At 62.8% G+C, this 14,937-nt stretch carries 16 protein-coding genes; all 16 read right to left on the minus strand.

Features of this window, described 5'->3' with window-relative positions; genetic code table 11:
• Nucleotides 1-25: 25 nt before the first annotated feature.
• The 16 genes from glmU to ACPPVV_RS18275 all read right to left on the minus strand — a co-directional run bounded on the left by glmU (nt 26) and on the right by ACPPVV_RS18275 (nt 14,935).
• On the minus strand, nt 26-1,399 hold the full coding sequence (gene glmU, locus ACPPVV_RS18200; RefSeq protein WP_426701272.1) for a bifunctional UDP-N-acetylglucosamine diphosphorylase/glucosamine-1-phosphate N-acetyltransferase GlmU: 1,374 nt from the start codon (nt 1,397-1,399) through the stop codon (nt 26-28).
• A gap of 74 nt (nt 1,400-1,473) precedes the next feature.
• Nucleotides 1,474-2,010: a hypothetical protein gene (locus tag ACPPVV_RS18205; RefSeq protein WP_426701273.1), complete on the minus strand. Its 537-nt coding sequence runs from the start codon at nt 2,008-2,010 to the stop codon at nt 1,474-1,476.
• Nucleotides 2,011-2,104: 94 nt separating this feature from the next.
• Nucleotides 2,105-2,530, minus strand: a complete 426-nt coding sequence (locus ACPPVV_RS18210) for a F0F1 ATP synthase subunit epsilon (protein ID WP_426701274.1) — start codon at nt 2,528-2,530, stop codon at nt 2,105-2,107.
• 113 nt (nt 2,531-2,643) lie between these two features.
• Nucleotides 2,644-4,056 carry a F0F1 ATP synthase subunit beta gene (gene atpD, locus ACPPVV_RS18215; protein ID WP_426701275.1) on the minus strand — a complete coding sequence of 471 codons (1,413 nt, stop codon included), beginning with the start codon at nt 4,054-4,056 and terminating at the stop codon, nt 2,644-2,646.
• Nucleotides 4,057-4,162: 106 nt separating this feature from the next.
• Nucleotides 4,163-5,080, minus strand: a complete 918-nt coding sequence (gene atpG / locus ACPPVV_RS18220) for a F0F1 ATP synthase subunit gamma (RefSeq protein ID WP_426701276.1) — start codon at nt 5,078-5,080, stop codon at nt 4,163-4,165.
• 119 nt (nt 5,081-5,199) lie between these two features.
• Nucleotides 5,200-6,750 (minus strand): F0F1 ATP synthase subunit alpha, encoded by a 1,551-nt coding sequence (gene atpA, locus ACPPVV_RS18225; RefSeq protein WP_426701277.1) that lies wholly within the window; start codon nt 6,748-6,750, stop codon nt 5,200-5,202.
• 152 nt (nt 6,751-6,902) lie between these two features.
• Nucleotides 6,903-7,436 carry a F0F1 ATP synthase subunit delta gene (locus ACPPVV_RS18230; protein ID WP_426701278.1) on the minus strand — a complete coding sequence of 178 codons (534 nt, stop codon included), beginning with the start codon at nt 7,434-7,436 and terminating at the stop codon, nt 6,903-6,905.
• Nucleotides 7,436-7,906, minus strand: coding sequence for a F0F1 ATP synthase subunit B (locus tag ACPPVV_RS18235; protein WP_426701279.1), 471 nt, complete (start codon nt 7,904-7,906; stop codon nt 7,436-7,438). The genes ACPPVV_RS18230 and ACPPVV_RS18235 overlap by 1 nt, the downstream gene beginning before the upstream one ends.
• A 98-nt stretch (nt 7,907-8,004) precedes the next feature.
• Nucleotides 8,005-8,304, minus strand: a complete 300-nt coding sequence (gene atpE, locus ACPPVV_RS18240) for a F0F1 ATP synthase subunit C (protein ID WP_072762022.1) — start codon at nt 8,302-8,304, stop codon at nt 8,005-8,007.
• A gap of 69 nt (nt 8,305-8,373) precedes the next feature.
• On the minus strand, nt 8,374-9,192 hold the full coding sequence (gene atpB / locus ACPPVV_RS18245; protein WP_426701280.1) for a F0F1 ATP synthase subunit A: 819 nt from the start codon (nt 9,190-9,192) through the stop codon (nt 8,374-8,376).
• Between the two features lie 3 nt (nt 9,193-9,195).
• On the minus strand, nt 9,196-9,561 hold the full coding sequence (locus ACPPVV_RS18250) for a hypothetical protein (protein WP_426701281.1): 366 nt from the start codon (nt 9,559-9,561) through the stop codon (nt 9,196-9,198).
• 266 nt (nt 9,562-9,827) lie between these two features.
• The gene (locus ACPPVV_RS18255) at nt 9,828-10,214 is read right to left on the minus strand and encodes a phasin family protein (RefSeq protein ID WP_426701282.1); all 387 of its coding nucleotides are present in this window, start codon (nt 10,212-10,214) and stop codon (nt 9,828-9,830) included.
• 303 nt (nt 10,215-10,517) lie between these two features.
• Complete coding sequence (locus ACPPVV_RS18260) at nt 10,518-11,249, minus strand: DUF2968 domain-containing protein (RefSeq protein WP_426701283.1); 732 nt, start codon at nt 11,247-11,249, stop codon at nt 10,518-10,520.
• 135 nt (nt 11,250-11,384) lie between these two features.
• On the minus strand, nt 11,385-13,490 hold the full coding sequence (locus tag ACPPVV_RS18265; RefSeq protein ID WP_426701284.1) for a TadG family pilus assembly protein: 2,106 nt from the start codon (nt 13,488-13,490) through the stop codon (nt 11,385-11,387).
• A 6-nt stretch (nt 13,491-13,496) separates the two neighbouring features.
• Complete coding sequence (locus tag ACPPVV_RS18270) at nt 13,497-14,027, minus strand: DUF3613 domain-containing protein (protein ID WP_426701285.1); 531 nt, start codon at nt 14,025-14,027, stop codon at nt 13,497-13,499.
• Nucleotides 14,024-14,935, minus strand: a complete 912-nt coding sequence (locus ACPPVV_RS18275) for a Flp pilus assembly protein TadD (RefSeq protein WP_426701286.1) — start codon at nt 14,933-14,935, stop codon at nt 14,024-14,026. Before ACPPVV_RS18275 ends, ACPPVV_RS18270 begins: the two co-directional genes overlap by 4 nt.
• Between the last annotated feature and the right edge of the window lie 2 nt (nt 14,936-14,937).

Consider the following 14,937-nt stretch of genomic DNA (forward strand, 5'->3'; position numbering starts at 1 on the left):
CCGGTCCGTTCCTTGGCTCTCCGGTTTACGACTCCCGCTTCACCGGCCGATGCCAGCCATGCAAGGTCTGCTGGCGCCCACGCGCCACGGTAAGCTCGCCGTCGGGCGCGTCGTGTGTAATCACCGAACCGGCGCCGATGGTGGCCTGCGCGCCGATCGTCACCGGCGCGACCAGTGAACAGTTCGAACCGATGAAGGCGCCGTCGCCGATGCGGGTATGGCTTTTGTTCACGCCGTCGTAGTTGCAGGTGATGGTGCCGGCACCGACGTTGACGCCGCGGCCGATGTCGGTATCGCCCAGGTAGGTAAGGTGGTTGGCCTTGCTGCCTTCGCCGATGCGAGTCTTCTTGGTTTCGACGAAATTGCCCACGTGCACGCCGCCATCCAGTTCGGTGCCGGGGCGCAGTCGCGCGAACGGACCGATCGTGCATGGGCCGTGCGTGGTGACGCCATCCAGGTCGCAATGCGAGAGCACCATGGTACCGGCGGCCAGTCGCACGTCCTTCAGGCGGGTGAATGCGCCGATACGCACGTCGTCGCCGAGCACCACGTCACCTTCGAGGATCACGTCGATATCCAGATCCACGTCGCGGCCGGCCGCGACGGTGCCGCGCACGTCGATGCGCGAGGGGTCGGCCAATCGCACGCCGTCGGACAGCAGCGCCAGCGCCGCACGCTGGCGATACGCCGCTTCCAGCCCGGCCAGTTGCAGCGGGTTGTTCGCGCCGGCGGCTTCGATCGGATCGGCGCATTCGACGCTCAGCGCCGCGCGGCTTTCCTGCGCCGCCATGGCGAAGATGTCGGTGAGGTAATACTCGCCCTGCGCGTTGTTGCGATCGAGCCGGTCGATCCAGCCGCGCAGCGCCTGCGCATCGGCGACCAGGATGCCGGTGTTGACCAGGTTCACCACACGCTGGGTGTCATCGGCATCCTTTTCTTCGACCACGGCACGCACGTGGCCATTGCCATCGCACAACACGCGGCCGTAGCCGTGCGGATCGGTGAGCCGGGTGGTGAGCAGGCTGAAACCGCCTTCCGCCGCCACCAGCTGCTGCAGCGTCTCCACCCGCGTCAACGGCACGTCGCCGTAGAGCACCAGCACGCGCACACCATCGGGGATACCGGCCAGCGCCTGTTCCACCGCATGGCCGGTGCCGAGCCGCTCCGCCTGCAACACCCAGCGCAGATCGGGCTGGTCGGCGAAACTGGCCTGCACCTGCTCGCCACAATGGCCGTAGACGACATGGACGGCCACCGGCTGCAGCGCGCGCGCGGAGTTCACCACGTGGGCGAGCAGGGGACGTCCGGCCAGCGGCATCAGTACTTTCGCCCGGTTTGATTTCATGCGCGTGCCAGCGCCTGCCGCGAGCACGATGACGTGGAGTGATGCATGGTTCATGGAGATCGCCTTGACGCGTCGTGAGCGAAAAAGAATAACAGCCCGTTCTGAACGGACGATGGCACAGCCCGGCCTCAGGGCCCGCCCGCGGTCACGCTCGCCTTGCCGGCGTGGCATTCGAAGCGGAACTCGTAGGTCAGGCTGAACGGTTTGGTCTCGCTGTCCACCACGTGGCTGTTGCCGTCGGCATCGCTGGCCCAGTGATTGACCAGCAGCGGATTGAACTGCCACTGCAGCGCCGCCGCGCGCACTGCGGCGATGAAGGCATGCCGGCTTGCCGTCGCCTGCGCCTCGTTCATCACGCGAACTTCCGCGACCGCGCCCTTTTTGTCGACGACCAGCAGGGCGGGCACCTCCTGGGAAGGCGGGCAACGGACAAGCAACTCGGGCGGATAAACCGGCGTCGCGCGCTGGAACGGCGTGCCGCCACTGGACACCTCGCCCATGGCCAGTTGATAGCGCACGGTGCCGGGCGGCACCACTTCCCGCCACGAGGCGTCACCGGTAGCTGGCGGCGACGGCATCGGCGCGGGGCGTGACGCGGCGCAACCGGCCAGCATCAGCACCACGCCGGCGCACGCGTGCCGCAAGACGATCATCCGGACAGTCATCGATACCTTTCCTGGTAAGTACGGACCCCATCGTGCCGATGCAAAAACGCCGGCACAAGGCCGGCGTTCAATACTCTTTCGCGAAGCTACATGATCAATGCTTGAGGTTCTTGCGCAAACGCTCCAGCGCCTGCAGCTGTGTCATCGCCTCGACCAGCTTGGCCTGGGCTTCGGCAAGTTCCACGGCGTCGGTGCGATTGGCCAGCGCGTCCTCGGCTTCCTTCTTGGCGAGCTGCGCGGAAGCCTCGTCCAGATCGCTGGCACGCGCGGCAGTGTCGGCCAGCACGGTGACAACTTGTGGCTGCACTTCGAGGATGCCGCCGGAAACCCAGAACTGCTGCCGCTCGCCATTGGCCAGCACGACGTCGACGTGGCCCGGCTTGAGGCGCGTGATCAGCGGCGCGTGACGGGGCGTGATGCCCAGCTCGCCCAGCTCGCCGGTGGCAACGACCATCGTCGCGTCACCGGAGAAAATCTCGGCTTCGGCACTGACGATGTCGACGCGAATGGTGTGGTCCATGGTTTTCTCTCGCTACGCTCGGTAAGTCGAACGAGATTTGAGATTCGGGGTTCGTCAAAAGCGCGGTGCGCTGCTCTGCGAATCCCGTTTCCCGAATCCCGGAAGGCGGCGGCTTACGCCGCCTTCTTGGCGCCCATTTCCTCGGCCTTCTTGATCGCATCTTCGATCGTGCCGACCATGTAGAACGCCTGCTCCGGCAGGTGATCCACGTCGCCGTCGACGATCATCTTGAAGCCGCGGATGGTTTCCTTCAGCGGCACGTACTTGCCCGGCGAGCCGGTGAACACTTCGGCCACGTGGAACGGCTGCGAGAAGAAGCGCTCGATCTTGCGTGCGCGCGTCACCGACTGCTTGTCTTCCTCGCTCAACTCGTCCATGCCGAGGATCGCGATGATGTCCTTCAGTTCCTTGTAGCGCTGCAACGTACCCTGCACGCGGCGGGCGACGTCGTAGTGCTCCTGGCCGATCACCAGCGGATCGAGCTGGCGGCTGGTCGAAGCCAGCGGATCGACGGCCGGATAGATACCCAGGCTGGCGATGTCGCGCGACAGCGCCACGGTCGAGTCCAGATGCACGAAGGTGGTGGCCGGGGATGGATCGGTGTAGTCATCCGCGGGCACGTACACGGCCTGGATCGAGGTGATCGAGCCGGTCTTGGTCGAGGTGATGCGCTCCTGCAGCACGCCCATTTCCTCGGCCAGTGTCGGCTGGTAACCCACCGCCGACGGCATGCGACCGAGCAACGCGGACACTTCGGTACCGGCCAGCGTGTAGCGGTAGATGTTGTCGACGAAGAACAGCACGTCGCGGCCCTTGCCGGTCTCGTCCTTCTCGTCGCGGAAATACTCGGCCATGGTCAGGCCGGTCAACGCCACGCGCAGGCGGTTGCCCGGCGGCTCGTTCATCTGGCCGTAGACCATCGCGACCTTGTCGAGCACGTTGGAATCTTTCATCTCATGGTAGAAGTCGTTGCCCTCGCGGGTACGCTCACCCACGCCGGCGAACACCGACAGGCCTTCGTGCGCCTTGGCGATGTTGTTGATCAGTTCCATCATGTTGACGGTCTTGCCGACGCCGGCGCCGCCGAACAGGCCGACCTTGCCGCCCTTGGCGAACGGGCAGACCAGGTCGATGACCTTGATGCCGGTTTCCAGCAGGTCGCTGGCCGCGGCCTGCTCGTCGTAGCTCGGTGCCTCGCGATGGATCACCCACTGATCCTGCTCGCCGATCGGGCCGGCTTCGTCGATCGGGTTGCCGAGCACGTCCATGATGCGGCCGAGCGTCTGCTTGCCGACCGGCACCTTGATGCCTTCGCCGGTGTTGCGCGCCTCGAGACCGCGCTTCAGGCCTTCGGTGGAACCGAGCGCGATGGTGCGCACGATGCCGTCGCCGAGCTGCTGCTGCACTTCCAGCGTGATCTCGGTGCCGTCGATTTTCAGTGCGTCATACACCTGCGGAACCTGGTCACGCGGAAACTCCACGTCGACAACCGCGCCGATGATCTGAACAACTTTGCCCTGGCTCATTTGGATAACTCCACCTGGTAACTTGAATGTTTGTTGGGGATTCGGGATTCGAGATCTGGAGCGCGCTTGACGCTTCTACGAATCCCGAATCCCGTCTCCCGAAGAATCAAACCGCCGCTGCGCCGCCGACGATCTCCGAGATTTCCTGCGTGATCGCGGCCTGACGCGCCTTGTTGTAGACCAGCGTCAGCTCGTCGATCACCTTGTTCGCATTGTCCGACGCGCTCTTCATCGCCACCATGCGGGCAGCATGCTCGCTGGCCAGGCTTTCCAGCGCGGCCTGGTACACCACCGACTCGATGTAGCGGCCCAGCACGTGTTCCAGCACGGCCTGTGCATCGGGCTCGTAGATGTAGTCCCAGTCGTGGCTCGCTTCCAGCTTGACCCCGGCGTAGGCCGACTCGCCGGCGGACTGATGCGCTTCCATCTCCGCAGCCACCATCGGCAACGGCAGCAACGCATCGATGGTCGGCTTCTGCGTCATGGTGTTGACGAAGTCGTTATAGGCGAGGAACACGCGATCCAGTCCGTTGGACGTATAGGCGTCCATCATCACCTTGATCACGCCGACCAGTTGCTCCAGCTTGGGCTTCTCGCCCAGGTGGGTGACGCTGCCGATCAGGTTGACGCCCTTGATGCGACGGAAGAACGACACCGCCTTCTGCCCGATCGCCACCACATCGACCTGCACACCCTGCTTCTGCCACTCGGCAATCGCCGGCAACAGACGACGGAACAGGTTGGAGTTGAGACCGCCGCACAGGCCACGGTCGGTCGACACCACGATGTAACCGACCCGCGCCACGTTGTCGCGCTGGACCAGGAACGGATGGCTGAAATCGGTGCTGGCCTGCGCCACGTGCGCGATCACCTTGCGCATCGAGCGGGTATACGGACGCGAGGCCTTCATCAGGTCCTGTGCCTTGCGGATCTTCGCGGCAGAGACCATCTCGAGCGCGCGCGTCACCTTGCGCATGTTCTGCGTGCTCTTGATCTTGGTTTTGATTTCGCGTCCGCTGGCCATGCTTTACTCGCTCGCTGTGCTCACTCGTGGGATTCGGGACGAAGGGATTCGGGATTCGTAAAAGCTGCGATTTCGCGCTCTATCGAATCCCTGGCCCCGAATGCCGGATCCCGGCTCTCTCACCAACTACCGGTTTTCTTGTACTCGTCCAGCGAAGCCTTGAAGGTCGCCTCGATGTCCTTGTCCCAGTTGCCGGTCGCGACGATGGTCTTCATCAGGTCGGCGTGGTTCTGGTGCATGAACGCATGCAGGCCCTTTTCGAACGGCAGCACCTTGTTCACTGCCAGGTCGTCGAGGTAGCCCTTCTCGGCGGCGTACACCGACAGCGCCAGTTCGGCGATCGACAGCGGCGCGTACTGGCTCTGCTTCATCAGTTCGACGACGCGCTGACCGCGGTCGAGCTGGGCACGGGTGGCCGGATCCAGGTCCGAGGCGAACTGCGCGAACGCGGCCAGCTCGCGATACTGGGCCAGCGCCAGCTTCACGCCGCCGGACAGCTTCTTGACGATCTTGGTCTGTGCGGCACCGCCGACGCGGGACACCGAGATACCGGCGTTCACGGCCGGACGGATGCCGGCATTGAACAGGTCGGTCTCGAGGAAGATCTGGCCGTCGGTAATCGAGATCACGTTGGTCGGCACGAACGCGGAGACGTCGCCACCCTGGGTTTCAATGATCGGCAGCGCGGTCAACGAACCGGTCTTGCCCTTCACTTCGCCGTTGGTGAACTTCTCGACGTATTCCTCGGACACGCGCGATGCGCGCTCGAGCAAACGGGAATGGAGATAGAACACGTCGCCCGGATACGCCTCGCGGCCCGGCGGACGCTTCAGCAGCAGCGAGATCTGGCGATATGCCACCGCCTGCTTGGAAAGATCGTCGTACACGATCAGCGCGTCTTCACCGCGATCGCGGAAGAACTCGCCCATCGCGCAACCGGAGTACGGCGCGACGTACTGCAGCGCAGCCGACTCGGACGCCGAGGCAACCACCACGATGGTGTGCGCCAGCGCGCCGTGCGCTTCCAGCTTGCGCACCACGTTGGCCACCGACGAGCGCTTCTGGCCGATCGCGACGTAGATGCACTTAACGCCGGAATCCTTCTGCGCGATGATCGCGTCGATCGCCAGCGCGGTCTTGCCGGTCTGGCGGTCGCCGATGATCAGCTCGCGCTGGCCACGGCCGACCGGGATCATTGCGTCGACCGACTTGTAACCGGTCTGCAGCGGCTGGTCGACCGATTTGCGCCAGATCACGCCGGGCGCCACCTTCTCGACAGCTGCCTTGAGCTTGGCGTTGAGCGGGCCCTTGCCGTCGATCGGGTTGCCCAGCGCGTCAACGACGCGGCCAAGCAGCTCCGGGCCGACCGGCACTTCGAGGATGCGGCCGGTGGTCTTGGCGGTGTCGCCTTCGCGCAGGTGCTGGTATTCACCGAGCACCACCGCGCCGACCGAGTCGCGCTCGAGGTTCAGTGCCAGTGCAAACGCATTGCCCGGCAACTCGATCATTTCGCCCTGCATCACGTCGGCCAGACCGTGGATGCGCACGATGCCGTCGGACACGCTGATGATCGTGCCCTCGTTGCGTGCTTCGGCACCGAGCTTGAACTGCTCGATGCGGCTCTTGATCAGTTCGCTGATCTCGGACGGATTCAAAGTGGTGCTGGACATGATGGTTATCCCGAAATTTTAGAATCGAAGCTCTTTCAGAGTCCGGCCACGGCTGGCCGGTTTTGCTCTTCGCGAAATGGACTTCGCGTGTAACCAATTCGTACGGCCGTGGACGACCGGTTTTGCTTCGCGAAACGGACTTCGCGTGGAACTCAATGACTCAGGACGCTAGCCAGTTTTGCCAGGCGTCCGCGGGCGGAACCGTCGATCACTTCGGTACCGGTGTCGATCACCACGCCGGCAAGCAGCGAGGCGTCGACTTGGGTTTCCAGTTCGATTTCGCGCTTGAAACGACGCTTCAACGACGCCTTGAGCTGGTCGGCCTGCGCCGCATCCAAAGCCATTGCGCTGGTCACCTTGACCAGCAGCTGCGACTCGGATTCGCGCTTCAACGCCTCGTACAAATCGGCCACTTCCGGCAGCAAGGTCATGCGGCGTTGCTCGGCCATCTCGGCGAGGAACTGCGCAAACGGTGCATCGGCAGCGACACCTGCCGGCAGGTGCAGCGCCACCAGCTGGGCCGGCAGCACCCGCGGGTCGGTGCCGAGCACGGCCACGCGCGGATCGGTCGCCACCGCAGCGGCAAAGGCAAGCGACTGCGACCATGCATCCAGCGCACCGGTTGCATGCGCCACTTCGAATGCAGCGCGGGCGTACGGACGAGCGAGAGTGATTGCCTGGGCCATCAGATCTCAGCCGCGAGCTGGTCGAGCAGCGCCTTGTGCGTCGACGCATCGACTTCGCGCTGCACGATCTTGCTGGCACCCTGAACCGCCAGTGCACCGACCTGCTCGCGCAGCTGGTCACGCGCACGCTGCGCCATCGACGCGATGTCGTCCTGCGCCGTCGCCTTCAGCCGGTTGATCTCGGCGACCGCTTCGCCACGGGCCTTGTCAATGATCTGATTGGCCTGCTGCTGAGCCTTGTCGATGATCTCGGAAGCCTGCTGACGCGCCACCTTGATTTCGGCCGCCACCTTGTGGTCGGCGTCCTTCAACTCGGCGTGCGCGCGCTCGGCGGCGTTCAGACCTTCGGCAATCTTGATCTGTCGATCTTCGATGGCCTTGTTGATATGCGGCCAAATGAAGTGGACGCAGAACCAGATCAGGATGGCGAACGAAATCATTTCGCCAATCAGAGTGCCGTTGGGAAGCATCGCTGCGTTACCTGTAAATGCGGAATATCACGAACAATGACGCCGGAGCGTCTTTGCAAAATGCGGCGCCGCCGAAGCGGCACCGTGTATCGGCTTGCTTAGTGACCAGCAGCGGTGGACGCCGCGCTCATCACGTTCGACAGCAGCGGGTTGGCCACCGCGAAGTACATCGCCAGCGCCACACCGATCAGGAACGCGGCGTCGATCAGGCCGGCGAGCAGGAACATGCGGCCCTGCAGCAGCGGCACCAACTCCGGCTGACGCGCAGCAGCTTCGAGGAACTTCGAACCCATGACGCCGATACCGATACAGGCACCAAGCGCGCCGAGGCCGATGATCAGGCCCAGTGCGATGGCAGTGAAGGACTGGACTTGAGCAATGTGAGCAATGAGTTCCACGACGGTCTCCTGGGAAATTGAAGCTGAAAATGACAAAACGGTTGAAACGAGAGGTTCGAGGGCAGTCGATCAGTGGTGATCGTGCGCCATCGATATGTACACAATCGTCAGCACCATGAAGATGAATGCCTGGATCGAGATGATCAGGATGTGGAAGATGCCCCACACCGTGTAGCCAATGATGCCGGCACCATACAACGCCCAGCCGGCAAAGCCCGCGCCGGCGCTGAACAAACCGGCGATCAGCATGAACACGAGCTCGCCTGCATACATGTTGCCGAACAGTCGCATCGCCAGACTCACCGGCTTGGACAGCAGCTCGACCAGGTTCAGCGCGAAATTGGGAAGCCACAGCAACGGGTGCTTGCCAAACGGCGCGGTGAACAGCTCGCTCATGTAGCCGCTGAAGCCCTTGGCCTTGAAGCTATAGAAAATGATCAACACGAACACCGTGATCGACATCGCGAACGTCATGCTGGTATCCGCAGTGGGTACCGCACGGAAATGGCCGATGCCGAACTTCTCGGTAATCCACGGAATCAGATCGACCGGCAGCAGATCCATCGCATTCATCAGGAATACCCAGACAAACACGGTCAGCGCCAACGGGCCCAGCACGCGACGATCACCATGGAACACGTCCTTGACCTGGCCATCGACGAACTCGAGGATGATCTCGACAAACGCCTGGCCTCGGCTCGGCACGCCGGCGGTGGCCTTACGCGCCTTTAGCCAGAACCACACACAGAAGAACACGCCCAGCGCCAGCGACACGGCAACCGAGTCGACGTGCACCGCCCAGAAACTGCCCCCGCTTGCATGCGGGGTCAGATGCTGAAGATGGTGCTGGATGTATTCGGTAAGACCGCCCTGCGGCTCGCTTGCCATGTATCAACCCTTGAATCTGAACGCCAGCAGATAAACCGCGTAAGCAGCCACCAACCCCGTGATGGCGGCCAGTGGCGGCAACTTGTAGTGAAACAGGATCACGACCAGCCCCCCGACGATCACGATCCACTTCAGGAGCATGCCCGTCAGCAAGCGGCTCAACGCCAGGCCCGCCCCGCCGATACCACTGAAGAATCGCGCCGACATCAGCGCGGTACCCAGCGCCACCATCGCCGCACTTGTTGCGGCCGATATCGCTTCGCGACGCCCCAGCGCCAGAAAAACAAGGCCGACCAACAACGCCACAGCTAACTGCAGCAACGCAATGCGCAAGGCGAGACGTCGACCAGAGGCAAGACTATTGAGCACGTAACGTCTCCGCGCGGTTCGCACCAGGCGGCACCGATACAGCTACGGGCCACGATCCAATCCGCAAAAGTATATCAGTGCAGCGATTGCAGCGACAAGCCGTGCGAGCTGCGACATCGTGTCCCGGTACGCAAAAAATTCCGCGCGCAGGGCCTGCGCCAGCCATTCGGCGCCTGGTCACATCTATTCGACGGCACAAAAAAACAGGGCCGAACGCGAGGTTCGGCCCTGTTTGTCGTCGCATGGAGCTCGACGATGCGGATGACTTACTTGGCAGCCTTCTTGGCAGCGGCAATCGGTGCGGCAACGGCGTCGTTCGCCGCCTGACGCTGCTCCTGCACCAGCGCATTCAGCGACTCGGCGGTCTTCTGGGTGATTGCCAGCACTTCCTGCGAAACCGCCACTGCGCGCTCGGCGTTGTCGCGGCTGAGGCTGGTGCCCTTTTCCCACAGGCCGCGCAGACCGTTGGCATCGCGCGTCTCGAGGGCCTCGGCCACGAATTCGGCGGAAACCTTGGCCTGCTGCTCAAGCGCCTTGAGCTGCAGCTCGGCAACCGTCTCCAGACCCTTCAGGGCCAGCGCCTGCGCCTTGAACGCGCTGTCGGTGAACTGCTTGGTGAAAGCGAAAAGCTGGGTATTGATCTGCTGAGTCATGACGTTGTCCTCGTGGAGGATGGGGTAGTGGCAGGCACTCTACCAGTCATTTTTGTGCAGTGCAATATATTTTAGGTGAAATCATCAAGCCGGTACAAAATATTCATGAAAAATAGGTTGTTATGCAAATTCATACACTGACGCGATGCGTCAATACCCCTGGTCGCCACCGCTACCAGTGCAGCTGGCAGGGACCAAGGGTGCGAGCCCCCGGGGAGGCAGCTACCGCCTCGAATGTCTATCCCAACGGAGGGGCAAGTTCGCGTCGATGAGGTGACCCCCTGACACGCAACCTCGGCGGTATCAGGGAGTCGAGGTGGCGGGCGCGGCACCTTCAGCGGCTGGATTGCTACCCGCAGCAGCGGCGGGCTCGACCGGGGCTGGCAGTATCAACTCGGGATTGGCCTGCTGCACCTCAAGTTTGCGAATGCGCTCCTGCACGGTATCCAGCTGGCTGCTGGTCGCACGCAGGTCGCTGCTCAGCGATACAGCCTGTTGCTTGGCCTGCTGCTGCAAAGCCACCACCTGCTGGGCCTGCTGTTGCTGGCGCGCCACATCCTGCTGCAGATTCTGCAGGCGCTGCTCGTTGATCGCCACCATGTGCGCGGCGTACACCTTGCCGGCCTGCAGGCGCAGGGCATCGATATCCACTTGGGCCAGTTGCGCGGTCTGCGCGGCAAAAGTGCGATAGATGGTTTCGGCGTCCTTTTCCGACTCGGTGCGGATGACCCGCCAGAAGACCTTGTCGTGAAACAGCGCCACAAAATAAGTCAGCGTATCGGCCTGAAAGAGCAGGCTGGTGCCGTAACTGCCGTTGTAGGTGGTGCGCAGTTCGGTCAATTGATGGTTATCCATCAGTTGACGCAAATAATTCACCGAACTGCTGGCCGTCTCATCCTGTGCGGAAGCTACCTCGGAGGTATGCGCCTGGGGCGGTTGTGCAGCCATTGCGGGTGCCATCGCACCGGTGAGGGTCAGTGCCATCAGCGACATCCAGACATGTCGCATGCGCGCGCCGCGATTCATTGGCTTCATCCCCTGCATCCCCCTAAAGATTCTTGTTGTCGCCGGCGCGGCCACGAAAGGCCCGCATCGTCCGCCCTTTCCCTAAAGCAGTCTAAACGCGCCGTGTTGTTGGTCAAGCGGCGGTTTTGTGCTCCAGGAATCATATCAGTAGACCAGCTCGACGCGATGACACTGCAGCGACATCAGGTGGACGTCGGTGCGGCCTGGTTGTTCACCCAGCAGTGACGCCAGCAACGGCTTCAGGAGCCCGTCGCCTAGGCTATTCAGAACCGGGCGCAAGGCGTCGATAATCAATCCAACCGGGGCAACCAGTGCATTTGATACGGCATTGCCGGCACTGGTGTTCTGGGCATGACCGAGTGTTTGCTTGAGAATGGTCATGCACCCACCTACATTGCCGCCCGGAAGTCCAAGAAGCCCCGTAGTGCAGTTGTCGCCGGTGACCGCGCCCAGGACTCCGCCAAGCAGACTACCGACGGAATCGAGAAGTCCCCCAACCAGATTCGTCAAGCCCGGCAACAGGCCTGTGGTCTGCGGTGAAATGGGCTGGGTCAGCATGCTGTCGATGGCCTGCATGCGTAATTTGCGATTGGCCGCCGTGTCGGCGAGTTGCCCTCCACCAGCGGTCATCCCGGCCTGAGTCCAGAGCTGATTTGCCATCGTCGCCACGTCCGGGCTGGGGGCGCCGGGACTGGTCGAACTGCCCAGAATAGTGGTGAGCACGTTGGTGATCAGATCGGATACGGCATCGCCTATATTGAAGTCGATATACATGCTTGCGGTCTCTCCCTGATGCAGGGTCAGATCGCCTTGCCCGGTCAATGCCGCGACATGCATTTTGCCGCTGACCAGCGTGTTGCCGAGAACTTTCACCAGCGCCGCATTCTGCAAGTTCTCGTCGCAGGACTGGCTGGTTGATCCGATCACACTCTTGTCGAACTGGCCGACACAGATGTCCAACAGCGATGCCGTTGTATCGATGGTGGCGGCCTCGCTTTGCGCATCGGTGTCGCACAGACTCGTCAACGTGCCTTTGCCATTGGTGACGTCGAGTATCAGGGGAATGTTGACGGTGGTACCGAGCGCCTTCAGGAGCGCCCCAAGAACGGGTATGGCATCGGTATCGATATTGACGCCTACGCGGACCTGCGCGGTATAGGCGGTGGCTCCGACACCGCCGATGGCGATGGAAGGCGGTTCAATGATCGTTACCCAGGCGGAGATGCCAGGCGTGGGAGCAGCCAGATCGACCAGATGATGACTGTTGGCAACTTCCAACCCGACATTGACCAGATCGAGGGCGTTCACCTGGGCGTTGAGCGCGGACTGAGCATCGGCGGCTTCGATCAAGGCGAAGATGCCGCGAGAACCCGTGGCACCGTCGGTTCCAAGCTGTAATAGCTGGCCGCCTTGTGCCTGTGCCTGCACACGCAAGGTGTTGAGGGCGTCGATCGTCGCTTGCGCAAGTTGCTGCTGCTCGCCGAGCTGGATCATGGCATCGAGCAGATTGCTGATGCTGATGTGCTGCGCAGCCAGAAGGCTATTGAGCGTGCCGACATCGGTTACCGCACTGACGTCAATGCCCAGCTGTTCCAACAGCCCGGCGGGGGTTACCCGTAGATTGGCCAGACCGTTGTAACCCACCAAGGTGGTGCCACCGGCGTCCAGCCCGACCAGTTTGAGCAAACCGGGGACAAGGCCATTGTTCTGCAGTTCGAGCAGTTGCGATCCCACCGAAAACGCAGCGATGGGTGATGTTCCCGATGCCACCGCCTCGGACTGCACAGTAAGACTCTGCGTGCCGATCTGATGCAGGAACGGCACGGCGCTGATCGCCGCGATGACCTTCACGGCATTGGTCGTGGTGGTGGCGGCCACAAAATGATCCGCGGTCGCATTGGTCGAGTCCCAATATCCGCAGGTGATCGTCAGAGCCCCGCCAAAGCCGTTGTCGTGGGTCGCGTTGCCGCGCGCAGCCGTGTTGTCAGAATTGTTCTGGGCACAGGCCTCCAGGCGCTGCGCTCCAGCCAGTGCCGCCAGGTCCGCCACTTTCTGGGTCTCCCGCTTGGCCCAATAGAAATATCCCACTTCGATCAGTCCCAACATCGAGATCAGGCCCAACAGCATGATCATCATCGCCACGGCCATCGAGCCGCGTTGAAGAAATCCGGCAGTTCTTGCGCACGAGTGCCCGCCGGCCTGGCGTGTTGCAGGGAGGTCGGCGCCAACAACACGTCCGATGACGTCCATGACGACTTACCTCCTGCCGTCGGCGCCCTTACCGACGGTAGTCTCGTAGAACTCGGGGATATCGTGATTGAAACTCTTCAGATAGCGGCTGTAGCTGGCACTGGCTTCATCACCGAGTATGGGCAGCGTATTGCCGCCCGCTGTGTTGTCAGCCTGCATCTGCAGTAGCTGGCGGGTGATGTCGCCGATCTGCGCTTCTTGAAGGCTGACGGACGAGGCTGGTGTCACGACGGCGGACAGTCGGTCGTCGGACGATGCATGAGCGACGCCAGTAGTCGCGGGCTGCGCGCTCGACGATGCCATCGTCGGCGCCTCACGCCGCCGGGTGGTGACGGCGGCAGACGGCGCCGGAACGATTGCCGTCGCTGGCAACGCTCGTGTGGGCGTGGATGCAGGCTCGTTGATGGTGGTTTGGTGCCCATCCATCATCTGGCCGGTCAACGGTAGTTGCTGCGCGCTGGCACCTAGGGGAAACGCGGCCAGCAGGGCAGTCAACAGCAAGGCGCTGGACTGGCGCAGGAGGAAACGGGTTTTCATGGACGGGCCTCGCTGGGCGTGGACGCTGAGCCGAAACGATCGAGCATGGAGCCGGGGGGAACGCCGGCGATCTGGGCGGGTGATGCTGGCTGCGATGACGGCGGCGATCGTGCCGCGTTTTGCGGCGGCGCCACCCGGTGTGGCATGCGGGCCGGAGCTGGCATCGCATCGGGCACGACAACAGCCGGGGCTGCCTGTGCGGCAAGGTGCAGCTGCGCGGCCAGTTTGCGCACTTGCGCCTGCGCCGGTTGTGGCAGGTTGGCTTGTTGCATCGCGGCATCGGCTTGGGCGTAATCGCCGTTGAGCAGCATCCACAGCACCAGGTTGGACTCTGCCTTGATGTTCCCAGGCGCCAGTTCGGCGGCCTTGACCAGCGGTTCATAGGCGCTGGCGATCTGGCCGGCCTGCAGACGCTGATAACCCAGATCGCCCAGATAACTGCCGTTGACCGGGGCGATCTGCACGGCTTTTGCCAACGCTTGTTCGGCCCGGCCATTCTGGTGTTGGGCGGCGGCCACGAGGCCCAGGCCATGCCATGCCGCACCGGCCTGGTCGCTGTTCAACAGGCCTTGATAGAGCGTGGCAGCCTTGGCGAATTGCCCGGTTTCGCGCAAGGCATTGGCCTGCAGCTGGCGCAGCTCAGGCGGATTGCCATACTTCTGGCGGAACGCGTCGATGTGGGCCAGCGAGGCGTAATACGCACCTTGCTGCTGCATCTGGCGAATCAGGTCCAGGTACATCGGCTGATTGTCCTGTGCCGATAACTGAGACTCCTGCACGAGACTGGGTTCGCCATGGTGGAGATAGCCGCTACGCGTGGCGCACGCGCCAAGCAGCAGGCAGCCAAGGGCGGCGGTCAACGCGCGCGGGGTGGGCTGGAAAAGGCGACGACGCCGGGAAATATTCACGA

This window comes from Rhodanobacter sp. Col0626 (genome assembly GCF_049994385.1).
In the GTDB taxonomy this organism is placed as follows: domain Bacteria; phylum Pseudomonadota; class Gammaproteobacteria; order Xanthomonadales; family Rhodanobacteraceae; genus Rhodanobacter.